The following is a 21,415-nucleotide window of genomic DNA, read 5'->3' on the forward strand; positions in this document are numbered from 1 at the left end:
ACGTGGCAGTAAAGAGTTTTAAGCCGTATTCTGCCGGCAGACGCTTCATGACGGTCTCTTCCTTCGATGAGATCACAACGGACAAGCCGGAGAAGTCCCTCACCGTTCGCCTGACAAAGACGGGCGGGCGCAACCAGCAGGGCAAACTGACCGTGCGTCATCGCGGCGGCGGTCACAAGCGGCTCTATCGCATCATCGACTTCAAGCGTACGAAGGACGGCATCCCCGCCCGCGTCGCAACGATTGAGTACGATCCGAACCGCAGCGCACGCATTGCGCTTCTGAACTATGCAGATGGCGAAAAGCGCTACATCCTCGCACCGAACGGTCTGAAGGTCGGCGATGTTGTGGAGTCGGGTGCCGAGGCTGACATCAAGCCGGGCAACGCGCTTCCGCTGAAGAATATCCCGCTCGGTACGGTCATTCATGCCGTCGAGCTCAAGATCGGCAAGGGCGCGCAGCTCGTCCGCAGTGCGGGCACGTCCGCGCAGCTCATGGCGAAGGAAGGCGACTACGCGCTCCTCCGCATGCCGTCCGGCGAGATCCGCCGCGTGCACATCAACTGCCGTGCGACGATTGGTCAGGTCGGCAACCTCGAGCATGAGAATATCACCATCGGCAAGGCAGGCCGCAGCCGCTGGCTCGGACGCCGTCCGGAGACGCGCGGTATTGCGATGAACCCGAATGACCATCCGCACGGCGGCGGCGAGGGTCGTTCGCCGGTCGGACGCAAGAGCCCGATGACGAAGTGGGGCAAGATTGCGATGGGCAAGAAGACGCGCCGCAAGAAGAAGGCGTCGAATCGTTTGATTGTTCACCGCCGTAAGTAATCGGCTCATGCGTCAGGACACCCGCCTTGGGCATCTTTTCCGCCCTGTCTGCGGAGAGCAAATCCTCCACATAGCATATCTATGCGTCCGGTTTGCTCCCTTGACAGAACGAAAAATCTGCGCCAACTCGGGCGTCCCCTAGGAAGCCGTATTAGCATCGCAACTTGCAGATAGAACCATCGCCGAACCGCATCGCGTTCGGCGAAAGGAGGAAAAACTTTGTCAAGATCGATTAAGAAAGGGCCTTTCGTCGCAGAGAGCCTGATGAAGAAGATCGATGCGCTCAACGAAAAGAACGAGAAGAAGGTTGTGCGCACATGGTCGCGCAGCTCGACGATCTTCCCGGATTTCGTCGGCCACACGATCGCTGTCCATGACGGACGCAAGCATGTCCCCGTCTACGTTACGGAGGATATGGTCGGACATAAGCTCGGCGAGTTTGCGCCGACACGTACATTCAAGGGTCACGCGGGCGAAGAGCGCAAGACCTCGCTGCGCTGATAGAGAGGAGGACGATTCGTGGCACAGGAAGTAAAGGCTACCGCCAAATACATCCGCATCGCACCGCGCAAGGTTCGCATCGTAATGAACCTCGTGCGCGGCAAGAGCGTTGCTGACGCTCTCGCGATCCTGAAGTTCACGCCGAAGGTCGGCGCGGACGCCGTGGAGAAGGTGCTCCGCTCTGCCATCGCAAACGCAGAGAACAACTTCGACATGGATGTGGATCGACTGTTCATTTCCTCAGCTTTCGTTGACCAGGGGCCGACCCTGAAGCGCATTCATCCGCGTTCGCGTGGACAGGCGTTCAAGATTTTGAAGCACACGTCCCACATCACGGTTGCCGTAAACGAAAAGTAATAGGGAGGGAAACAGTTTGGGTCAGAAAGTAAATCCCCATGGCATTCGCCTTGGCATCGTCAAGGACTGGGATGCCCGCTGGTATGCAGACAAGGATTTCGCGCAGAATCTGCATGAGGACATCAAGATTCGCGATTACCTCAAGAAGAGCCTCCAGACCGCAGGTGTTCCCCGCGTGGAGACGGAGCGCAGCAAGAACCGCCTGAAGCTCACGATCCATACGGCAAAGCCGGGCATGGTCATCGGACGCGGCGGCTCGGGCATTGAGCAGATCAAAGAGGGACTCAAGAACCTCACGGATAAGCGCGTTGACATCAATATCGCAGAGATTAAGCAGCCGGATCTCGACGCGACGCTTGTCGCAGAGAACATTGCGGCACAGCTTGAGCGCCGCATTGCCTTCCGCCGCGCGATGAAGCAGGCGGTCGGCCGCACGATGCGCCTCGGTGCGAAGGGCATCAAGATCGCGGTCAGCGGTCGTCTTGGCGGTGCGGAAATCGCACGCCGCGAGTCCTATCGCGAGGGCAGCATCCCCCTGCACACGCTGCGTGCAGACATCGACTATGGAACGGCTGAGGCGCACACGACCTACGGTCGCATCGGCATCAAGGTCTGGATCTTTAAGGGCGAGGTTCTCCCCGACAAGAAGCAGGCGCCGAAGAACGGTAAGGAAAGGAGCGAGGCGTAATGTTACTCCCAAAGCGCGTTAAATACCGCAAGCAGTTCCGCGGACGCATGAAGGGCAAGGCACAGCGCGGCAATACGGTCAGCCACGGCCAGTATGGTCTCGTCGCTCTGGAGCCGGCATGGATCACGAACCGCCAGATCGAGGCTGCGCGTATCGCGATGACGCGTTACATCAAGCGCGGCGGTAAGGTCTGGATCAAGATTTTCCCGGACAAGCCGGTCACGGCGAAGCCGGCGGAGACCCGCATGGGTTCCGGCAAGGGCTCGCCTGAGTACTGGGTCGCCGTCGTGAAGCCGGGTCGCGTTCTCTTTGAGATGGACGGCGTGGCACGCGATGTTGCGGCAGAGGCGATGCGTCTTGCAGGACACAAGCTGCCGATCAAGACGAAGTTCGTCGTACGCGAAGAATTAGAGGGCGGTGAAGTGAATGAAGGTTGATGAGATCCGCGGTCTGAGTGCCGACGAGCTCACGGAAAAACTCGCGTCGCTCAAGGAGGAACTCTTTGGCCTCCGTTTCCAGCACGCGACCGGACAGCTCGACAACCCGATGCGTATCAAGGACGTAAAAAAGACGATTGCCCGCATCAAGACCATTCAGCGTGAGCAGGCCAACGCCTAATCATTACGGACATTCGTACAGATACGCAGAAGGAAGGAGGCTCACTTAGATGAGCGATAGAAACGTACGCAAAGTGAGAGTCGGCAAGGTCGTGTCGGACAAGATGGACAAGACCGTTGTCGTTGCTGTCGAGGAGCTCGAGCAGCACAAGATGTATAAGAAGCCGGTTAAGAAGACGGTGAAGTTCCACGCGCATGACGAAAAGAACGACGCACATGTCGGCGACCGTGTCTCCATCATGGAGACGCGCCCGCTCTCGAAGACGAAGCGCTGGCGCGTGGTCGAAGTCATCGAGCGCGCGAAGTAAGGAGGAACAGAATCAATGATACAGCAGGAAACAATCCTGAATGTCGGCGATAACACAGGAGCGAAGGAAATCCTCTGCATTCGCGTACTGGGCGGCTCGTACCGCAAGTATGCCAACATCGGCGATGTTATCGTCGCCTCCGTCAAGGCAGCAGCACCGGGCGGCACGGTGAAGAAGGGCGACGTCGTCAAGGCGGTTGTCGTCCGCAGCGTCAAGGGGCTGCGCCGTCCGGACGGTTCCTATATCCGCTTTGACGAGAATGCGGCCGTCATCATCAAGGATGACCACACGCCGCGCGGAACGCGTATTTTCGGACCTGTCGCACGCGAGCTGCGCGAGAAGGATTTTATGAAGATCGTCTCGCTCGCGCCCGAAGTTCTTTAAGGAGGAGGTGTTATTTTGTCGCTGGCAAAACTGAACGTCAAGAAGGGCGATACGGTCGTCGTTCTTTCCGGTAAGGATAAGGGAAAGCAGGGCAAGGTCATCGAGGCTCAGCCGAAGAAGGGCAAGGTCATCGTCGAGGGCGTCAACAAGGTGAAGCGCCATACGAAGCCAAGCCAGAGTGCTCCGCAGGGCGGTATTATCACGAAGGAAGCACCGCTCTATGCGTCGAAGGTGCAGCTTGTATGCCCCGCGTGCGGCAAGGCAACGCGCGTTGCCCATCGCATCATCGGTGAGCGCAAGGTGCGCGCCTGCAAGAAGTGCGGCGAGCCGATCGAGCAGTAAGATTCGCGGAAAGGAGGAATACGCAAAGTGGAAAGACTCAAGGAAAAGTATCAAAAGGAAGTTGCACCTGCCCTTACGGAAAAGTTCGGCTATAAGAACGTCATGCAGCTCCCGAAGGTCGAGAAGATCATCATCAACATGGGTGTTGGCGAGGCCGTCGGCAATCCGAAGGCACTCGATGCCGCTGTGACGGATCTCACCGCCATCGCAGGTCAGAAGCCCCAGCTCACGCGCGCGAAGAAGTCGCTTGCCGCGTGGAAGCTGCGCGAGGGCATGCCGATTGGCTGCAAGGTTACGCTGCGCGGCACGCGTATGTACCAGTTCCTCGACAAGTTCATGAATGTCGCACTTCCGCGCGTCCGCGATTTCCGTGGGGTCAGCGAGAAGGCGTTCGACGGCCGCGGCAACTATGCCGTAGGTCTGCGCGAGCAGCTCATCTTCCCCGAAATTGACTACGACAAGATCGACAAGATCCGCGGCATGAACATCGTCATCGTTACGAGCGCGCATACGGACGAAGAGGCCAAAGAGCTCCTCCGTCTCATGGGTATGCCGTTCCGCGCGTAACGGGCAAGGAGGAACAACTGTGGCAAAGAAGGCAATGATTGAGAAGTGGAGCAAAGAGCCCAAGTTCTCGACACGCAAGTATAACCGCTGCAAGATCTGCGGACGTCCGCACGGCTACATCCGCAAGTTCGATATGTGCCGTATCTGCTTCCGCGAGCAGAGTTACAAGGGCGCCATCCCTGGTGTAACGAAGGCAAGCTGGTAATAACGATAGCAAAAAGGAGGATATCGATTCATGGCAATGACTGATCCTATTGCAGATATGCTGACCCGCATCCGCAACGCGAACTCGGTCTACCACGAGAGCGTGGCGATCCCTGGGTCAAAGGTCAAGACGGCAATCGCCGAAGTCTTGAAAAAGGAAGGCTTCATCAAGGACTACTCCTTCCAGGAGGACGGCAAGCAGGGCGTCCTCACCGTCACGCTGAAGTATGGAGCGAAGCGTGAGCACGTCATCTCCGGTCTGAAGCGCGTTTCAAAGCCCGGACTTCGCCAGTATGCAAAGCACGATGCGCTCCCGCGTGTCTATGGTGGCCTTGGTATCTCTGTGATCTCCACGTCGAAGGGGATCATGAGCGACAAGGATGCCCGCAAGGCTGGTCTCGGCGGCGAAGTGCTCGCATTCGTATGGTAATGCACAGGCAGGAGGTGTAACAATGTCAAGAATTGGAAGAGCACCGATTCACATTCCGTCTGGCGTTACCGTCACGGTCGGTGCGGATAATCTCGTGAAAGTGAAGGGCCCGAAGGGCGAGCTTTCGCGCGAGATCCATCCGGATATGAAAATAACCGTCGAGGATGGTGTCGTTACCGTCATCCGTCCTTCGGACGATAAAATGCACAGGTCGCTCCACGGCCTCTCGCGCACGCTCATCAACAACATGGTGGTCGGCGTGTCGGAGGGGTTCACGAAGACCCTTGAGATCAGCGGCGTCGGCTATCGTGCAGCAAAGCAGGGCAAGAACCTGAACCTCTCGCTCGGCTTCTCGCACCCCGTTGTCGTTGAGCCGCCCGAGGGCATCACGTTTGAGTGCCCCTCTGCTACGGTCATCACGATCTCCGGCATAAATAAGGAAGTCGTCGGTCAGACCGCAGCCGAGATCCGCGCGCATCGTGAGCCGGAGCCGTACAAGGGCAAGGGCATCAAGTACGCCGGAGAGCATGTCCGCCGCAAGGAAGGCAAAGCCGGCGCGAAGGGCAAGAAATAAGAAGGAGAGGAGTGACACACTGTGCTTATCAAGCAGGATAAGAATAAGGCGCGCCAGAAGCGCCATCTGCGCGTGCGCAATCACATTGCGGGGACGGCGGCTCGTCCGCGCCTCAATGTATTCCGCAGCCTGAAGAACATCTACGCACAGATCATCGACGATGAAAAGGGCGTGACGCTCGTCTCCGCGAGCTCCAAGGACAAGGACTTCTCCCAGTACGGCGGCAACGTCGAGGCGGCAAAGGCAATCGGCGCCGCTGTTGCGAAGAAGGCTCTGGAGAAGGGGATCACCGAGGTCGTTTTTGATCGCGGCGGCTACATCTATCATGGCCGCGTCGCTGCTCTCGCTGAGGCGGCACGCGAAGCCGGACTCAAATTCTAAAGGAGGGAAAGCATGGCTAGACATAACAACGAAAACGAGACGCCGGAGTTTGAAGAGCGTGTCGTATTCATCAATCGCGTATCGAAGGTTGTCAAGGGCGGCCGACGCTCCTCCTTCAGCGCACTTGTTGTCGTCGGCAACAAGAAAGGCAAGGTTGGCTTCGGCATGGGCAAGGCTGCTGAGGTGCCGGAGGCAATCCGCAAGGGTGTCGAGGACGCAAAGAAGAGCCTCATCGAGGTACCGCTGCGCGAGGAGCGCACGATTCCGCACGAGATCACGGGGATCTTTGGTGCCGGCCGCGTGCTGCTGAAGCCCGCCGCCAAAGGTACCGGCGTCATTGCCGGCGGCCCGGCGCGTGCTGTCTTGGAGCTTGCGGGCGTGCGTGACATCCTCACGAAGTCGCTCGGCTCGTCCAACCCGAACAACATGGTGCGCGCGACGATGGAAGGTCTCATCGGCCTCAAGAACCCCGCCGATGTGGCAGCACTCCGCGGCAAGACCGTGCGCGAGATTTTTGGCTGATAAGGAGGAACGAACATGGCAAAAGTCAGAGTAACGCTGACGCGCAGCTTGATCGGTCGTCCTGAGACGCAGCGCAAGACTGTGAAATCGCTCGGACTGCGCAAGCGCAACTCCGTTACCGAGCTTCCCGACACGCCCGCCGTGCGTGGGCAGCTTCACAAGGTCTCCCACCTCATCACGGTGGAAGAGATTGCAGATTGAAGAGGGGAGGCTAGAATCTATGAAACTGCATGAATTACAGCCCGCTGAGGGCTCGCGTAAGACGACGAAGCGCGTCGGCCGCGGCATCGGCTCGGGTATGGGCAAGACCTCGACGCGCGGCATGAAGGGACAGAAATCCCGTGCCGGCGGCGGTGTCCGCAGCGGCTTTGAGGGCGGTCAGATGCCTCTCTACCGTCGTCTTCCGAAGCGCGGCTTCAAGAACGTATGGGCAAAGACCTTTGCCGAGGTGAACGTCGGCAGCCTGAACTGCTTCGAGGACGGTGCGACGGTCGATCCCGTTGCGCTCATCGAGGCGGGCATCCTCAAGAACGTTCGTGACGGTATCCGCATCCTTGGCGATGGCGAACTCACGGCAAAGAACCTCACCGTTCGCGCGCAGGGCTTTACGCAGGGCGCGGCGGAGAAAATTGCAGCGGCAGGCGGCAAAGTCGAGGTGATCTAAGGTGCTCGATGCCCTTGGAAATATCTTTCGCATTCCGGAACTTCGACAGAAGATCGTATTCACCCTCATCATGTTCGCCATATTCCGCATGGGGACGCATATCCCCGTGCCCGGCGTCGATCCGACGGCGATTGAGCAGCTCTTTGCACAGGGCACGCTGTTCGGCCTCCTCGATCTCTTTTCGGGAGGTGCGTTCAGCAAGTTCTCCATCTTTGCGATGAGCATTACGCCCTACATCAACGCCGCCATCATCATCCAGCTGCTCAACGTCGTTGTACCGACGCTTGAGCAGTGGTCAAAGGAAGGCGCGGAGGGGCATAAGAAGACGACGAAGGTCACGAGGTACCTCACGGTTGCACTCGCATTCTTTCAAGCGATCGGCATGTCGATCGGTCTCAAGACTGCGATCCTCAACCCGAACCCCGTGAACATCCTCATCATTGCCATTACGCTCACAGCGGGGACGGTATTCCTCATGTGGCTGGGCGAGCAGATCACGGCAAACGGCGTCGGCAACGGCATCTCGCTGATCATCTTTGCCGGTATCGTCGCGGCACTGCCGAAGAACATCGGCATGATTTACTCCTACCTCAAGGCGGGTACGATCAGCTACTTCAGCGTGTTCGCGTTTGCCGTCATCGCGCTTGCAATGATCGTCTTTGTCATTCACATCGAGACGGGGTTTCGCCGCGTTCCGATCACGTATGCAAAACGCCTTGTCGGCGGGCGCGTGGGGAGCGGACATTCGAGCCACATCCCGTTTAAGGTAAATCAGGCGGGGGTTATCCCGATCATCTTTGCCTCGTCGGTGCTCATGTTCCCCATCACGGTGGCACAGTTCATCGACGTTCCGTGGGTCAAGACGGCGGCGACGTATCTGGAGTGGGGCAAACCACTGCAGACCACGCTCTATGTTTTGATGATTATCTTCTTCACCTATTTCTACACTTCGGTCACGGTGAAGATTCCGGATATGGCAGACAACCTAAAGAAGTACGGCGGCTTTGTGCCGGGGCTTCGTCCCGGACAGGCGACGGCGGATTATCTTGACTACGTGCTGACGCGCATCACGCTCGCGGGGGCATTCTTCCTCGCATTTATCGCTGTGCTTCCCAATCTGATTGCGGATGCAACGCACATTCAGGGCGTGTACTTCGGCGGCACGGCACTCCTCATCGTCGTTGGCGTTGCTCTCCAGACGATGAAGCAGATCGAGTCGATGGTTGTCATGCGCCACTACGAAGGCTTTATGAAATAATTGTGGAGGAACAATATGCACATCATTTTGATGGGACCCCCGGGTGCCGGCAAGGGCACACAGGCGGCAAACCTTGTAAAACGCTACGGTATTCTGCATATCTCCACGGGTGATATGTTTCGTGAAGCCGTAAAAGAGGGCACTCCGCTTGGCAAAGAGGCGAAGTCCTATATGGACGCGGGCAAGCTTGTCCCCGATGAGGTGACAATCGGCATTGTGCGCGAGCGTCTCAGTAAGCCGGACTGCCAGAAAGGCTTTATCCTGGACGGCTTTCCGCGCACCGTCGAGCAGGCAGATGCACTCAATGAAATCCTTGCGGGTAACGGAATTAAACTCACGGGCGTCCTCAACATCAACGTCCCGGCTGCCGATCTCATCGAGCGTGCCGTTGGCCGCCGCATCTGCAAGAGCTGCGGACACTCCTTCCATGTGAAGTTCAATCCAACCAAGGTTGAGGGTGTCTGCGATGACTGCGGCGGTGCGACCTATCAGCGTGCCGACGACAGCGAGGAGACCATGAAGAGCCGTCTTTCCGTCTATGAATCCTCCACGCGCCCCTTGATCGAGTACTACAAGAAGGCGGGCGTTTACAAGGAGATCGACGGCAGACAGGACATCGCGAAGGTCGAGGCGGATCTCGCCGCCGTCCTTGAGGCGTAAAAGGAGCGAAAGGGAAGTATGTCAAAACAGGATGTCATCGAGGTAGAGGGAAGAGTCGTCGAGAAGCTTCCCAATGCGATGTTCCAGGTCGAGCTTGAGAACGGACACGTTGTCCTAGCTCATGTTTCCGGAAAGATACGCATGAACTTCATCCGTATTCTGCCGGGCGACAAGGTAACCATCGAACTCACCCCGTACGATCTGACGCGTGGACGTATTACATACCGCTTCAAATAGTCCTGAAAGGAGGAATCGCTGATAAAATGAAGTCCGTCAGATTGGTGCAGAATTTTTGTCCTGTCAAGGAAACAAACCGGACGCATAGCAAAAGGCTATGTGGAGGATTTGTTGACGATGGCAGGGCGAAAAGGATGTGCCAAGATGATGGCGCTGAATTTATTAGTGCTTCCTCTACTAGCCGAACCGCAAGTTTTGTGCTAGAATAGAAAAGATCGACTTGAACTTAGGGAGACGGAAGGAGGCAAGCGCAGTGAAGGTAAGACCGTCTGTCAAGAAAATCTGCGAGAAATGCAAGATCATCAAGCGCAAAGGCCGTGTTATGGTCATTTGCGAGAACCCGAAGCATAAACAAAGACAAGGATAAAAGGAGGTGCACTTATGGCACGTATTGCCGGTGTAGATTTGCCCCGTGACAAGAGAATTGAGATTTCCCTGACGTACATCTACGGAATTGGACTCACGACCGCGAAGAAGCTGCTCGCGATTGCGAACGTGAACCCCGATACCCGTACGCGTGACCTCACGGAGGATGAAGTCGTTCGACTTCGTGATGCCATCGACAAGAATGCCGTGGTGGAGGGCGACCTTCGCCGCGAAATTCAGATGAACATCAAGCGTCTCGTTGATATCGGCTGCTACCGTGGCCGCCGCCACCGTCTCGGCCTGCCTGTTCGCGGACAGAACACGAAGAACAACGCGCGCACGCGCAAGGGCCCGAAGAAGGCCGTTGCAGGCAAGAAAAAGTAAAGGAGGCTTGTAGAGGTGGCTGTTAAGAAAACAACACGTTCCAAGAAAAAAGTTCGCAAGAACATAGAGTCGGGCGTTGCACATATCAGCTCGACATTCAATAATACGATCGTCACGCTCACCGATAAGAGCGGCAATGCCCTCTCGTGGGCGAGCGCCGGCGGTCTCGGCTTCCGCGGCTCCCGCAAGAGCACGCCGTTTGCGGCACAGATGGCTGCGGAGACGGCAGCAAAGGCTGCGATGGAGCACGGTCTGAAGTCCGTCGAAGTCTACGTCAAGGGACCCGGTGCAGGGCGTGAGGCGGCAATCCGCTCGCTGCAGGCAACCGGTCTCGAAGTCAACATGATCAAAGACGTGACTCCCATCCCGCACAACGGATGCCGTCCGCCGAAGCGTCGCCGCGTCTAACAGGAGGTGCATGAAACAACATGGCAATCGATAGAGTACCAGTCTTAAAGCGCTGTCGTGCCCTCGGTCTCGAGCCGGCTACACTCGGCCGCTCGCGCCAGTCGACGCGTCAGCTCCGCCGTACGAACCGCAAGGTGTCCGAGTACGGACTTCAGCTCAAGGAAAAGCAGAAGGCAAAGTTCATCTACGGTGTCCTCGAGCGTCAGTTCCGCGGCTACTATGACAAGGCGAAGAAGATGTCGGGCGTCACGGGTGAAAACCTGCTGAGCCTTCTCGAGCGTCGTCTCGACAACGTCGTCTTCCGCCTCGGACTTGCCAACACGCGCCGTCAGGCACGTCAGCTCGTCCGCCACGGACATTTCACTGTGAACGGCAAGCGCGTTGACATCCCCTCCGCACTCGTTCGTGAGGGCGACGTGATCGAGGTCGCCGAGAAGAGCCGCGCGAGTGCGTTCTTCAAGGAGCTCAAGGAGAGCGGCAACGCTCTTTCCGCTCCCGCATGGCTGACCGCCGATCAGGCAAATCTGACGGGCACGGTCACGCGTTTCCCCCATCGTGAGGAAATCGACGTGCCGGTCAACGAACAGGCCATCGTCGAACTCTACTCCAAATAATGAATGCAAATGTGTCTGCATTACGCGTTTATTATGGAGGAGGCACATAGATGACAGATATCGAGAAACCGAAAATCGAGATCGCAGAGATCAGCGAGGACGGATGCTACGGGCGTTTCGTCTGCGAGCCGCTCGAACCGGGATATGGTACGACGTTCGGCAACAGTCTGCGGCGCATGCTGCTCTCGTCCCTCGATGGAGCGGCAGTCACCTCCATCCAGATCGACGGCGTCCTCCACGAGTTCTCTACGATCCCGGGTGTACGGGATGATGTGACGAGCATCGTGCTTGCCTTGAAGCAGCTCTGCATCCGTATGCAGGGCACGGAGCCGCATACGATCCGCATTGAGGCGACCGGGGAGCGTGAGGTCACCGCAGCCGACATCGAATGCGGCAGCGACATCGAGATCCTGAACCCCGATCTTCACATTGCAACGCTGAATGCGACAGGGAAACTCAAGATCGAGATGACCGTCGAGCGTGGGCGCGGCTATGTACCGGCGGACAAGAACAAGAAGGCGGACGACTCCATCGGGGTCATCCCCATCGACTCCATCTTCTCCCCCGTGCAGCGCGTCAACTACACGGTCGAGGACACGCGTGTCGGCAACGTCACCGACTACGACCGCCTCATCCTCGACGTGTGGACGAACGGTTCCATCCGTCCGGAGGAAGCCGTGAGCAAGGCGGCTGCGATCCTCGTCATGCACCTGCGCCTGTTTCAGAACATGGACGGCACAGTCATTGAAGAGGAGGAGGAGGTTCCGAACTTCCCGCCCGAGGAGATCGACGACAGTGCAAAGGTGCTGGAGATGACCATTGACGATCTGGATCTTTCCGTCCGTTCCTTCAACTGCCTCAAGCGCGCCGGCATCAACACCGTTGCCGATCTCGCGCAGAAGACTGAGGACGACATGATGAAGGTGCGCAATCTCGGACGCAAGTCTCTGGATGAAGTGAAGAAAAAACTTGAGGAGCTTGGACTCTCCTTGAGACAGGAAAACGAATAACGATAGGAGTGGGAAACACATGAGAAAGCTCGGACGCAATTCCGCGGCCCGCAAGGCTCTCCTCAGGAGCATCCTCACATCCTTCTTCAAGTATGGACGCATTGAGACGACCGAGGCAAAGGCAAAGGAGCTCCGCTCCCTCGCCGATGGTCTCATCACGCTTGCCAAGCGCGGCGATCTCAGTGCACGTCGTCAGGCTATCGCAGCACTGGCAGAAGAGGATGTTGTGCGCAAGCTCTTCGGCGAAATCGCAGAGAAATACACAGATCGTAAGAGCGGCTACACCCGCATCTTGAAGCTCGGTCCCCGTCGCGGCGACGCTGCTCCGATGGCAATCATCGAGCTCGTGTAAGTGGCATCGTGAAAAAACTCCCGGAACGAAAGTTTCGGGAGTTTTTTGTTGCATTCTTCATTGCTTTGTATTTATAATAATAACAGCTAGATAGTGCTGTGATAGGGGGTGATTTTATGCGTACGAGAGATTTTAACGCACTCAATGACCTCTTATTCAAGTTTGTCTTTGGGCATGAGGAGCGTAAGGCAGTCACACTTTCCTTTATCAATGCGACGCTTCAGCTGGAGGGAACAAATGCGTTTACTGATCTGCACTTTGCCGATCGTGCGCTTGAGGCGGAGGAAGCCGAGGGAAAGAATTCGGTGCTTGATCTGCTCTGCATTACGAATGATGGAACGCAGGTCAATATCGAGGTACAGATACAGAACCAGCACAATATGGCACAGCGCAGCCTCTACTATTGGGCAAAGCTCTATCAATCATCCCTGCGAAAGAGTAAGGACTACAATGCACTAAGAAGAACTGTGGCAATCAACTTGCTTGCATATCGCTTTTTGCCGCAGGAAGGGTTTCATAATGTATACAGCCTCTATGATTCGGCAAAGTCACATCGTCTGACGGACGATATTGAACTGCATTTTTTGGAGCTGCCGAAGGTGCGGCGACAGGATCTGCGCAGCATGCGCCGGCTTGACAAGTGGATGGCGTTTATGAACAACAAGCTGAGTGATACGGAAATGGAGGAACTTGCGATGAGTGAAGCGGCAATCGGAACGGCATGGGACGCGATTGATGAATATTTACAGGATATGAGTCAGCGCCGGAAATATGAAGCGCGGGAAAAGTATGAGCGGGACTACATGACAAATATGCGCGGTTCACGGGAGGAAGGTTGGAAGGAGGGACGTAAAGAAGGTCTTCGTCTTGGCGCACAGCGTACTGCACTTAATCTTTTGCGTATGAATCTGCCGATGGAAACCGTTGTTACAGCCTCGGAGCTTTCAGAGGAGGACGTACGAGCACTTGCGCAGGAGCATGGAATAGCGGTTTCGTAATTCATACCACGCAAAGAAGGCTGTCTTAGGGAATTCGGGACGTTCCTAAGACAGCCTTTTGTTGTGCAGATTATCCCACAGTCGGATCTTGTGCGAGAATCGGCGCAAGCACCTCCTCGTCCTCGGTGACGAACAGTGTTTTCTCGTTGATGAACCGGACGAAGCCGGGGACGGCGCCCGAGGGTTTCTTGACGAAGCGGGCAGCGGTGTAGTCGACGGGGACGTTTGATGAGCCGCGTGCCTTGCTGAAGTGCGCGGCAATCTGCGCGGCGAGGTGGAGGGACGCCTCTGTCGGCGCATCTCCGTTCGTGCGAAGAATGACGTGCGAGCCGGGGATGTCGCGGACGTGCAGCCATACGTCCGTGGGGGCGGCAGTCTTAAATGTAAGTACGTCGTTTTGTGCGTTATTTTTGCCGACGAGAATGAGGCTGCCATCGGGAGCGGTGAAGGAGAACGGACGCGCACGGCGATCCTTGCTGCGCTTCGGAAGTTTCTCGTGCAAATAGCCGGAGGTAATCAGCTCGTCCTGAATCTCTGCAATCTCGGCGAGACGCGTGGAGGAGTCGAGCGATGCCTCGATGCTCTCAAGGTGGCGGATGTTTGCCATGCAGTGTTCCTGCTGAACGGCGAGGAGCTGTTGAGCGCGCTTCAGCTTGTCGTACTTCTTGTAGTACGCCTGCATATTTGCGACGATGCCGATGCGGCGGTCAAGAGGGATCGTAAGTGTCTCACCGTGCTCGCTGTAGATGTTCGGGACGGTGATTTCATCGTCGGCATGGTCGCTGTACTGATACTGATAGGTCATCAGGTTGTCGGCATAGATTTTCTGCTCCTCAGCATTCTCAGCCGCTGCAATCTCCGCGCCGAGCTTGTCGTATTTCTCCCGCGCGCGCGTGAGCTCCGTGCGCACGAGTCGACGGAAGCGTTCACGGTCGGGAATGACGTAGCTGCCAAGACGACGATCCGCGTCGATCATCAATGCACTGAGAGTGGGATAGGAGAGGCGCTGGGTATTGGGCAGTTCGCTGAGGGGGAATGCCGCCATCGCCGTAACCTTGCCGCTCTCGTCCAAACGCAGGGAGGGTGCAGGCTCTTTCATCCACGCGCGCAGCTCGCTGAGGGCATGGGAAATCTCGGCAAAGTCCGCTGTGTCCAGTTCGGAGACGAGGATGTTCGGCGCAAGACCTGCGAGAAAGCAGATCTCCTTTGCTGAGACGGGGCCGAAACCAAGAATTGCGTTGATAAGTGCTTGAAAGAGTTTGCTGTCCGTGTCTGACTGTATGCGTGTGATAATATCGTCAATATTCGCCGCAAAGAGGTCATATTTGTCCTGCACGGGCGGGAGTGTGTAGGGAATTCCTTTGAACACGGTGCGCACGCGGCTCGTATTCTCGCCGATGCGGCGCAGTGCCTCGGTGATGATGCCGTCCTCGTGGAGGATGATGTTGCTGTATTTGCCAATGAGCTCAAGGGTGAGCGTGCGCGTCGTGATGCGTCCGCCGCCCGCGATTACGTCGATGTCGAGGTGGATAATGCGGTCGCGCCCCTCCTGTCGCACGGCGGCAATGCGCCCCGTTTCGAGCTGTTTCCTGAGGAGCATGACGAAGGTTGGCGGTTCGGCAGGATTCTCGGGTGCATTCTCGATGAGATGTGCGGACGGGTTGCTTGCGTTGGTGTTGATGTAGAGGAGCAGATTTTTCCCCGGCTGACGTACGGAGAGAACAATGGACTGCTTATTCGGCTGGTTGATTTTGTCGATGCGCCCGCCCGTGAGTGCGTCTGCGAGTTCACGGGCAAGGGCGGACATGGAGAAGCCGTCAAGGCTCATGGTATCACTTCTTTCTGATAAGGAGTTGTTCTTCGTGTTGTCAAGACGCCGAAGAGCCCCTTCCACCGCTTCGCGGTCCCCCTCCCCCGTTTCGACGGGGGAGGCTTTGAGATTACGGCATATTAGCTTCCCCCGTCGCAACGGGGGAAGTGGCGAACGTAGTGAGCCGATAGGGGCGCTCGTGGAACATACTCTTAAAAATTATACACATCAACAGCATAATAGGCAAGCGTTGTGCCTTGCACGTGTGGGGATTTCATAGTACAATACGTGCAGCAAGGCGGTGTAATAGATGAAGTTTACAAAGTGGCAGGGCTGCGGCAACGATTTTGTGGTCGTGGACTTCCTTGATAAAGAGCCGATGGACTTTGCTGCGCTCGCGGTGAAGATGTGTGATCGGCATTTCGGCATCGGTGCAGACGGTCTGATGGTGGTCTGCCCCTCGGAGAAGGCGGATGTGCGGATGCGCGAGTTCAATCCGGACGGAACGGAGCCGGAGATGTGCGGAAACGGCATCCGCTGTTTCGCGCGATATCTCTATGACTATGGGCGCATGAAAACACGGCAGTTTACGATTGAGACACTGGCGGGCACGATGGTTCCGCGCATTATCACACAGGACGACGTTGTGACGGCGGTCGAGGTGGATATGGGCGTGCCCGTGCTTGAAGGAGATAAAATACCCGTAGCGGGGTTCGGCGCGGAACGTGTTGTCGCACAGCCGCTCATGGTGGACGGTACGGAGTACAAGATGACCTGCGTCTCGATGGGCAATCCCCATTGCGTAATCTTTGTGGACGACGCAGAGGGCTTCTCTCTTTCGGAACTGGGGGCGCAGTTCGAGAATTATCCTGCATTTCCGCGCAAGATCAATACGGAGTTCGTCGAGGTGAAGAGCCGCACGCATGCGCGTATGCGCGTCTGGGAGCGCGGCGCGGGCATCACGCTTGCCTGCGGCACGGGGACGTGTGCGACGCTGACGGCGGGCGTACTGAACGATGTGCTTGACCGTGCGGCGGACATCGAGGTCGACGGCGGAATCATTCACGTGGAGTGGCGTGCGGACGGGCATATCCTTATGACGGGACCTGCCGAGCCGGTCTTTACGGGCGTATGGCAGGGCACGCTATGAGTGCGCCGCGCAGGAGCATGACGGGCTACGGTGCGGGGACGGCGGAGACGGCGGACTACCGTGTGACGGTCGAGATCAAGGCGGTCAATCAGCGATTCCTTGAGATTGCACCGCATATTCCGCGCGCGTTCGGCGCGTGGGAGAATGATCTGCGCGAGGCAATCCGTACACGTGTTGCCCGCGGCAAACTCGATGTCTATGTCAACTTCGAGGATCGCAGCGAAAAGCAGTACGATGTCCATGTCAACGAGGGGCTGGCACGCGCGTACTACGCGGCACTCGGCAAGGTCGCCCACGCGGTGGATGCGCCGCTGAATGACGGTGTGCGGATGATAGCGGAGTATGAGGGCGTGATCTCCGTGAGCGAGCAGACGGACATCACAGGCGCACGTGCGGTGTTTCTGGATGCTGTCGCACAGGCACTCGCGGCGCTCGACGCGATGCGGTTTGCCGAGGGGGCACATATCGCACGCGACTTTGAGAAGCGGCTTGCACGTCTTGAGCAGCAGCGTGCACAGGTGAAGGAGCTCGCCCCGCAGATTGTGGCGGACTACCGTACACATCTCGCTGAGGTGCTTGCGGAGTTCAAGGAGGTCACGCCCGACGAGACACGCCTTGTGCAGGAGGCGGCACTGTATGCCGACCGTGTGAACATCACGGAGGAACTCGTGCGGCTCGCGAGCCATTTCGCCCAGTTTCGTGCGATCCTCGCCGAGGAGGAGCCGGTCGGGCGGCGGCTCGACTTCCTCCTGCAGGAGATCAACCGTGAGACGAATACGATTGGATCGAAGGTGAGCAACGCCACCGCACAGCAGATTGTTGTTGCGATGAAGAACGAGGTCGAGAAGCTGCGCGAGCAGGTACAGAATTTGGAGTGACGCATGGAGACTGTGAGTATCGGATTCGGCGATATTGTCCTCGCGGGGCGCATGGTCGCCATCGTTGCACCGACCTCCATGTCGGTGAAGCGTATGGTGCAGGATGCGCGGGACACGGGACGACTCATCGACGCGACGTACAAGCGGCGGACGCGCGCTGTCATTATCCTCGACAGCGGGCACATCGTCCTATCGGCGCTCCAGCCGGAAACGATTGCAGGGCGCATGACGACAAAGGAGGCGGCAGAGTGAAAAAGGGACTTCTCATTGTGATCTCGGGGGCATCCGGCACGGGCAAGGGAACGGTCTGCAAGGAGCTGCTCGCACGCGAACAAGGGCTCGCTTACTCTGTCTCTGCGACTTCGCGCGCACCGCGTGAGGGCGAACAGGACGGACGTGAGTATTACTTCCGCACGCGTGAGGAGTTTGAGGCGATGATCGCTGCGGGGGCGTTTCTTGAGTATGCGGATGTGTACGGCAACTACTACGGCACGCCGCTCGCTCCGATTGAGAAACGGCGTGCAGCGGGCGAGGACATCCTCTTGGAGATCGACACGCAGGGGGCACTGAACGTGATGGAGCGATGCCCCGACGGGACGTTCATCTTCCTCCTGCCGCCGTCACTTGAAGAATTACAGCGCCGTATCACGGGGCGCGGGACGGAGTCGGAGGAGAGCCTTGCGCGGCGCCTTGCGGCGGCACGCGATGAGATTCGGCTCGGAAGGCGTTACCGCTACGCCGTGCTCAACGATACGGTCGAGGCGGCGACGGATCGGATTCAGACGATCCTTGCGGCGGAGCGTCTGCGTGCGGATATGGACCCGACGCAGTTTGACATTTGAAGCCTTACGATGCACGCTCCACTAGGGTTCGCTTAGGAGCATTGCACCGTATCCTACAGCATATAGAAAGTAGAGAGGTACAGCAATGAAGACGAATGTGGAAATCGGGATGGTGAATCCCTCGACGGATGAGCTGCTGACGAAGGTGGACAGCCGCTACGGCGTGGTGGTGCTTGCCGCGAAGCGGGCACGCCAGCTGCTCGAGGGCGATCCCGTGAAGTCCGAGCGCGCGCGTTCAACGAAGAACGTCACGAATGCGTTTGAGGAGATCGCCGAGGGCAAGATCAGCTATGACCTCTGCACAGAGAGCGTCTGACGTGGGCGCACTCGCAGGGCGGCGCATTGTCCTCGGCGTGACGGGCGGCATTGCCGCATACAAGGCGGTCGAGGTCGCAAGTCGGCTGAAGAAAGCGGGCGCAGATGTGCGCGTCATCATGACGCGGGCAGCGACCTCCTTTGTCACGCCGCTCACGTTCCGCGAGATCACGGGACAGCCCGTCGCAGAGACGATGTGGGGGGAGCCGCATCACCACGTTGAGCACATCGCGCTCGCGGAGTTCGCGGAGCTTTTTCTCGTCGCGCCCGCGACGGCGAACTTCATCGCAAAGGCGGCGGCGGGCATCGCCGATGATATGTTGACGACAAGCATCCTTGCGACGCGAGCAGCACGCTATATCGCACCCGCAATGAATACGGGGATGTGGGAGAATCATGTCACGCAGGAGAATGTTGCGCGTCTTGCGTCGCGCGGCGTGCATATCATTCCGCCCGGTGTGGGACAGCTTGCCTGTGGTGCGACGGGGGCGGGACGCCTGCCCGAGCCGGCGGAGATCGTTGCCATCGTGGAACGACACTTTTCTAACGAGCAGAGTCTTGCGGATCGGCGTATCCTCGTGACGGCGGCGGGGACGGAGGAGGCACTCGACCCCGTGCGTTTCCTCGGCAATCGCTCAACGGGGCGCATGGGCTTTGCGGTGGCTGCCGAGGCGGCACGGCGCGGGGCACAGGTCGTGCTCGTTGCGGGACCGACCCCGCTCGTCACACCTGTGGGCGTGCGGCGCGTGGATGTGCGGAGCGCACGCGATATGCACGCAGCAGTACTTGCAGAGTATGACAGTGTGGATGCGGTCATCAAGGCGGCGGCGGTCGCAGACTATCGTCCCGCAGAGATCGCCGCGCACAAGATCAAGAAGTCCGATGGGGAACTGACGCTCACGCTTACCCGTAACCCCGATATCCTCTATGAGCTTGGACAAAAAAAGAGACATCAGATCCTCGTGGGGTTTGCGGCGGAGACGCAGAACGTCGCGGAATACGCACGTGGGAAAGTTGCGAAGAAGAATCTCGACTTTATCGTCGCGAACAACGTTGCGGAGAAGGATGCAGGCTTCGGTGTGCCGACAAATCATGTGCAGATTTTCTACGCAGACGGACGTGCCGAGGATCACCCGCTTATGAAGAAATCGGAGCTTGCGGGCGTGATATTGGATCGGCTTGAGGATCTGTTGAAGAGTTCCCAAAAGCCTGCCCCGCTTGCGGGGAAGGGGGACCATGCGCAGCATGGTGGAAGGGGCGAATCACGAAACTCGTGCGACGAAATATCTTAAGAATCTGTGAAAATAGTCCTTGACAACGCGCCCCACATTCGTTACAATGCGAAACATAGAAGAGAATATACCTCATCCAGAGCAGTGGAGGGAATGGCCCGATGAAGCTGCGGCAACCATGGCGATTTTGCCAACGGTGCCAATTCCTTTAGGCAAAGCGCCTATGAGATGAGAGCGGCAGTTGCAGCCTCCCTTATCTTAGTAGGGGGGCTTTTCTTATGGGCGGTTCCCATAACGATGGAACGAGGTTTTCTGCAATTTTTACGAACCAAGGGAGGTTTCAAATGAAAAAAATGTTGTTTACGTCCGAGTCCGTCACCGAAGGGCATCCGGATAAACTCGCCGATCAGATCTCGGACAGCATTCTGGATGCGATTCTCGCGCAGGATCCGATGGGGCGCGTTGCGTGCGAGACCCTTGTTACAACGGGACAGGCACACGTTGTCGGTGAGATCTCTACCACCTGCTACGTTGATATTCCGAAGATCATCCGCCAGACCGTGCGTGAGGTCGGCTACACAAATGCGAGCTACGGCTTTGATGCGGATACCTGCGGCATCCTCGTCTCGCTCGACGAGCAGTCACCGGACATCGCTCAGGGCGTCAATCAGGCGATTGAGTCGCGCGAGGGTGCGATGGATGCGGCTGAGGCAATCGGCGCGGGCGATCAGGGCATGATGTTTGGGTATGCGACGAACGAGACACCCGAGTACATGCCGCTCACAACCGTACTCGCACACAAGCTGGCGCGCCGCCTCACGGATGTCCGCAAGGGCGGCGAACTCTCCTATCTGCGCCCCGACGGCAAGACACAGGTCACGGTCGCATATGAGGACGGCAAGCCGGTCTATGTCGATACGGTTGTCATTTCGACGCAGCACGATGAGGCGGTCGACCTTGCAACAATCCGCAAGGACATGATCGAGAAGGTCATCAAGGAGATCGTTCCGGCGGAACTTCTGCGCGCAGAGACGAAGTACTTTGTCAACCCGACGGGCAAGTTCGTCATCGGCGGTCCGCACGGCGACTCTGGGCTCACGGGGCGCAAGATCATCGTCGACACCTATGGCGGCTGGGCACGTCACGGCGGCGGTGCGTTCTCGGGCAAGGATCCCACGAAGGTCGACCGCAGTGCCGCGTATGCCGCGCGCTATGTCGCGAAGAACATCGTCGCAGCGGGGCTTGCAGATCGCGTTGAGATTCAGCTTGCATACGCGATCGGTGTGGCGCATCCCGTGTCCATCATGGTGGATACGTTCGGCACTGGAAAGATCGATGATGAGAAGATCGTTTCGCTCGTGCAGAAGACGTTTGACCTGCGTCCTGCCGGCATCATCAAGATGCTGGATCTTCGCCGTCCCATCTATCGTCAGACGGCGGCTTATGGGCACTTTGGACGTACGGACGTTGATCTGCCGTGGGAGAAGACGGACAAGGCAGAACTGCTGAAGAAGGAAGCCGGGCTGTAAGTC

General features: G+C 57.7%; 35 protein-coding genes and 1 riboswitch. Of the genes, 34 read left to right on the forward strand and 1 reads right to left on the reverse strand.

Going from position 1 to position 21,415, the window contains the following annotated elements; all coding sequences use genetic code 11:
* Positions 1-2 precede the first annotated feature (2 nt).
* The 27 genes from rplB to C8273_RS04085 all read left to right on the forward strand — a co-directional run bounded on the left by rplB (position 3) and on the right by C8273_RS04085 (position 13,656).
* Positions 3-830, forward strand: coding sequence for a 50S ribosomal protein L2 (rplB, locus tag C8273_RS03950; protein WP_009657078.1), 828 nt, complete (start codon positions 3-5; stop codon positions 828-830).
* A 219-nt stretch (positions 831-1,049) separates the two neighbouring features.
* The gene (gene rpsS / locus C8273_RS03955; RefSeq protein ID WP_006307562.1) at positions 1,050-1,331 is read left to right on the forward strand and encodes a 30S ribosomal protein S19; all 282 of its coding nucleotides are present in this window, start codon (positions 1,050-1,052) and stop codon (positions 1,329-1,331) included.
* A gap of 18 nt (positions 1,332-1,349) precedes the next feature.
* Positions 1,350-1,688 carry a 50S ribosomal protein L22 gene (gene rplV / locus C8273_RS03960; protein WP_009753876.1) on the forward strand — a complete coding sequence of 113 codons (339 nt, stop codon included), beginning with the start codon at positions 1,350-1,352 and terminating at the stop codon, positions 1,686-1,688.
* A gap of 16 nt (positions 1,689-1,704) precedes the next feature.
* Complete coding sequence (gene rpsC / locus C8273_RS03965) at positions 1,705-2,376, forward strand: 30S ribosomal protein S3 (RefSeq protein WP_009657075.1); 672 nt, start codon at positions 1,705-1,707, stop codon at positions 2,374-2,376.
* Positions 2,376-2,813 carry a 50S ribosomal protein L16 gene (gene rplP, locus C8273_RS03970; protein WP_009349623.1) on the forward strand — a complete coding sequence of 146 codons (438 nt, stop codon included), beginning with the start codon at positions 2,376-2,378 and terminating at the stop codon, positions 2,811-2,813. Before rpsC ends, rplP begins: the two co-directional genes overlap by 1 nt.
* Positions 2,803-2,994, forward strand: a complete 192-nt coding sequence (rpmC, locus tag C8273_RS03975; protein ID WP_006307553.1) for a 50S ribosomal protein L29 — start codon at positions 2,803-2,805, stop codon at positions 2,992-2,994. The genes rplP and rpmC overlap by 11 nt, the downstream gene beginning before the upstream one ends.
* Positions 2,995-3,043: 49 nt before the next feature.
* Positions 3,044-3,301 (forward strand): 30S ribosomal protein S17, encoded by a 258-nt coding sequence (gene rpsQ / locus C8273_RS03980; protein WP_106626495.1) that lies wholly within the window; start codon positions 3,044-3,046, stop codon positions 3,299-3,301.
* A gap of 15 nt (positions 3,302-3,316) precedes the next feature.
* Positions 3,317-3,685, forward strand: coding sequence for a 50S ribosomal protein L14 (rplN, locus tag C8273_RS03985; RefSeq protein WP_009657080.1), 369 nt, complete (start codon positions 3,317-3,319; stop codon positions 3,683-3,685).
* A gap of 15 nt (positions 3,686-3,700) precedes the next feature.
* The gene (gene rplX / locus C8273_RS03990; RefSeq protein WP_006307550.1) at positions 3,701-4,027 is read left to right on the forward strand and encodes a 50S ribosomal protein L24; all 327 of its coding nucleotides are present in this window, start codon (positions 3,701-3,703) and stop codon (positions 4,025-4,027) included.
* A 27-nt stretch (positions 4,028-4,054) separates the two neighbouring features.
* Entirely contained in the window at positions 4,055-4,594 is a 540-nt protein-coding gene (gene rplE, locus C8273_RS03995) for a 50S ribosomal protein L5 (protein ID WP_106626496.1), read from the forward strand.
* 19 nt (positions 4,595-4,613) lie between these two features.
* Positions 4,614-4,799, forward strand: coding sequence for a type Z 30S ribosomal protein S14 (locus C8273_RS04000; RefSeq protein ID WP_006307548.1), 186 nt, complete (start codon positions 4,614-4,616; stop codon positions 4,797-4,799).
* A gap of 30 nt (positions 4,800-4,829) precedes the next feature.
* On the forward strand, positions 4,830-5,228 hold the full coding sequence (gene rpsH, locus C8273_RS04005; RefSeq protein ID WP_006307547.1) for a 30S ribosomal protein S8: 399 nt from the start codon (positions 4,830-4,832) through the stop codon (positions 5,226-5,228).
* Between the two features lie 22 nt (positions 5,229-5,250).
* Entirely contained in the window at positions 5,251-5,802 is a 552-nt protein-coding gene (rplF, locus tag C8273_RS04010; RefSeq protein ID WP_106626497.1) for a 50S ribosomal protein L6, read from the forward strand.
* A gap of 21 nt (positions 5,803-5,823) precedes the next feature.
* Positions 5,824-6,183: a 50S ribosomal protein L18 gene (gene rplR, locus C8273_RS04015; RefSeq protein ID WP_006692909.1), complete on the forward strand. Its 360-nt coding sequence runs from the start codon at positions 5,824-5,826 to the stop codon at positions 6,181-6,183.
* 12 nt (positions 6,184-6,195) lie between these two features.
* The gene (gene rpsE, locus C8273_RS04020) at positions 6,196-6,705 is read left to right on the forward strand and encodes a 30S ribosomal protein S5 (RefSeq protein ID WP_021684855.1); all 510 of its coding nucleotides are present in this window, start codon (positions 6,196-6,198) and stop codon (positions 6,703-6,705) included.
* A 15-nt stretch (positions 6,706-6,720) separates the two neighbouring features.
* Positions 6,721-6,906 (forward strand): 50S ribosomal protein L30, encoded by a 186-nt coding sequence (gene rpmD / locus C8273_RS04025; protein WP_006692907.1) that lies wholly within the window; start codon positions 6,721-6,723, stop codon positions 6,904-6,906.
* Positions 6,907-6,925: 19 nt separating this feature from the next.
* Positions 6,926-7,369: a 50S ribosomal protein L15 gene (gene rplO / locus C8273_RS04030; RefSeq protein ID WP_106626498.1), complete on the forward strand. Its 444-nt coding sequence runs from the start codon at positions 6,926-6,928 to the stop codon at positions 7,367-7,369.
* A 1-nt stretch (position 7,370) separates the two neighbouring features.
* Positions 7,371-8,627 carry a preprotein translocase subunit SecY gene (secY, locus tag C8273_RS04035; protein WP_106626499.1) on the forward strand — a complete coding sequence of 419 codons (1,257 nt, stop codon included), beginning with the start codon at positions 7,371-7,373 and terminating at the stop codon, positions 8,625-8,627.
* A gap of 15 nt (positions 8,628-8,642) precedes the next feature.
* Positions 8,643-9,287 carry an adenylate kinase gene (locus tag C8273_RS04040; RefSeq protein ID WP_106626500.1) on the forward strand — a complete coding sequence of 215 codons (645 nt, stop codon included), beginning with the start codon at positions 8,643-8,645 and terminating at the stop codon, positions 9,285-9,287.
* 18 nt (positions 9,288-9,305) lie between these two features.
* Positions 9,306-9,524 carry a translation initiation factor IF-1 gene (infA, locus tag C8273_RS04045; protein ID WP_006307539.1) on the forward strand — a complete coding sequence of 73 codons (219 nt, stop codon included), beginning with the start codon at positions 9,306-9,308 and terminating at the stop codon, positions 9,522-9,524.
* 253 nt (positions 9,525-9,777) lie between these two features.
* Positions 9,778-9,891 (forward strand): 50S ribosomal protein L36, encoded by a 114-nt coding sequence (rpmJ, locus tag C8273_RS04055; RefSeq protein ID WP_006307538.1) that lies wholly within the window; start codon positions 9,778-9,780, stop codon positions 9,889-9,891.
* A 14-nt stretch (positions 9,892-9,905) separates the two neighbouring features.
* On the forward strand, positions 9,906-10,274 hold the full coding sequence (rpsM, locus tag C8273_RS04060; RefSeq protein WP_006307537.1) for a 30S ribosomal protein S13: 369 nt from the start codon (positions 9,906-9,908) through the stop codon (positions 10,272-10,274).
* A gap of 15 nt (positions 10,275-10,289) precedes the next feature.
* Positions 10,290-10,682, forward strand: coding sequence for a 30S ribosomal protein S11 (rpsK, locus tag C8273_RS04065; RefSeq protein ID WP_006307536.1), 393 nt, complete (start codon positions 10,290-10,292; stop codon positions 10,680-10,682).
* Between the two features lie 20 nt (positions 10,683-10,702).
* On the forward strand, positions 10,703-11,296 hold the full coding sequence (rpsD, locus tag C8273_RS04070; protein WP_106626501.1) for a 30S ribosomal protein S4: 594 nt from the start codon (positions 10,703-10,705) through the stop codon (positions 11,294-11,296).
* Between the two features lie 50 nt (positions 11,297-11,346).
* Positions 11,347-12,306 (forward strand): DNA-directed RNA polymerase subunit alpha, encoded by a 960-nt coding sequence (locus C8273_RS04075; protein ID WP_106626502.1) that lies wholly within the window; start codon positions 11,347-11,349, stop codon positions 12,304-12,306.
* Between the two features lie 19 nt (positions 12,307-12,325).
* Entirely contained in the window at positions 12,326-12,658 is a 333-nt protein-coding gene (gene rplQ / locus C8273_RS04080) for a 50S ribosomal protein L17 (RefSeq protein WP_006694683.1), read from the forward strand.
* 116 nt (positions 12,659-12,774) lie between these two features.
* Positions 12,775-13,656: an Rpn family recombination-promoting nuclease/putative transposase gene (locus C8273_RS04085; protein ID WP_106626503.1), complete on the forward strand. Its 882-nt coding sequence runs from the start codon at positions 12,775-12,777 to the stop codon at positions 13,654-13,656.
* 70 nt (positions 13,657-13,726) lie between these two features.
* Here C8273_RS04085 and C8273_RS04090 read toward each other — a convergent pair whose 3' ends face one another.
* A complete protein-coding gene (locus C8273_RS04090) occupies positions 13,727-15,484 on the reverse strand; it encodes an Rqc2 family fibronectin-binding protein (protein ID WP_106626504.1) in 1,758 nt (585 codons plus the stop codon).
* Between the two features lie 292 nt (positions 15,485-15,776).
* Here C8273_RS04090 and dapF point away from each other — a divergent pair, with 292 nt between their 5' ends.
* From dapF to metK, 7 genes are all read left to right on the forward strand, one after another.
* Complete coding sequence (dapF, locus tag C8273_RS04095) at positions 15,777-16,616, forward strand: diaminopimelate epimerase (RefSeq protein ID WP_106626505.1); 840 nt, start codon at positions 15,777-15,779, stop codon at positions 16,614-16,616.
* Complete coding sequence (locus C8273_RS04100) at positions 16,613-17,494, forward strand: YicC/YloC family endoribonuclease (protein WP_106626506.1); 882 nt, start codon at positions 16,613-16,615, stop codon at positions 17,492-17,494. The genes dapF and C8273_RS04100 overlap by 4 nt, the downstream gene beginning before the upstream one ends.
* Positions 17,495-17,497: 3 nt before the next feature.
* Entirely contained in the window at positions 17,498-17,746 is a 249-nt protein-coding gene (locus tag C8273_RS04105; RefSeq protein WP_106626507.1) for a DUF370 domain-containing protein, read from the forward strand.
* A complete protein-coding gene (gene gmk, locus C8273_RS04110) occupies positions 17,743-18,336 on the forward strand; it encodes a guanylate kinase (RefSeq protein ID WP_106626508.1) in 594 nt (197 codons plus the stop codon). The genes C8273_RS04105 and gmk overlap by 4 nt, the downstream gene beginning before the upstream one ends.
* 85 nt (positions 18,337-18,421) lie before the next feature.
* Complete coding sequence (rpoZ, locus tag C8273_RS04115; protein WP_006692894.1) at positions 18,422-18,652, forward strand: DNA-directed RNA polymerase subunit omega; 231 nt, start codon at positions 18,422-18,424, stop codon at positions 18,650-18,652.
* Position 18,653: 1 nt separating this feature from the next.
* Positions 18,654-19,943 (forward strand): bifunctional phosphopantothenoylcysteine decarboxylase/phosphopantothenate--cysteine ligase CoaBC, encoded by a 1,290-nt coding sequence (coaBC, locus tag C8273_RS04120; protein WP_106626833.1) that lies wholly within the window; start codon positions 18,654-18,656, stop codon positions 19,941-19,943.
* 69 nt (positions 19,944-20,012) lie between these two features.
* Positions 20,013-20,118: riboswitch (SAM riboswitch) on the forward strand.
* A gap of 109 nt (positions 20,119-20,227) precedes the next feature.
* Positions 20,228-21,412 (forward strand): methionine adenosyltransferase, encoded by a 1,185-nt coding sequence (gene metK, locus C8273_RS04125; RefSeq protein WP_106626509.1) that lies wholly within the window; start codon positions 20,228-20,230, stop codon positions 21,410-21,412.
* Positions 21,413-21,415: the final 3 nt, after the last annotated feature.

This window comes from Candidatus Centipeda massiliensis, from assembly GCF_900290285.1.
GTDB classification, from domain to species: domain Bacteria; phylum Bacillota; class Negativicutes; order Selenomonadales; family Selenomonadaceae; genus Centipeda; species Centipeda massiliensis.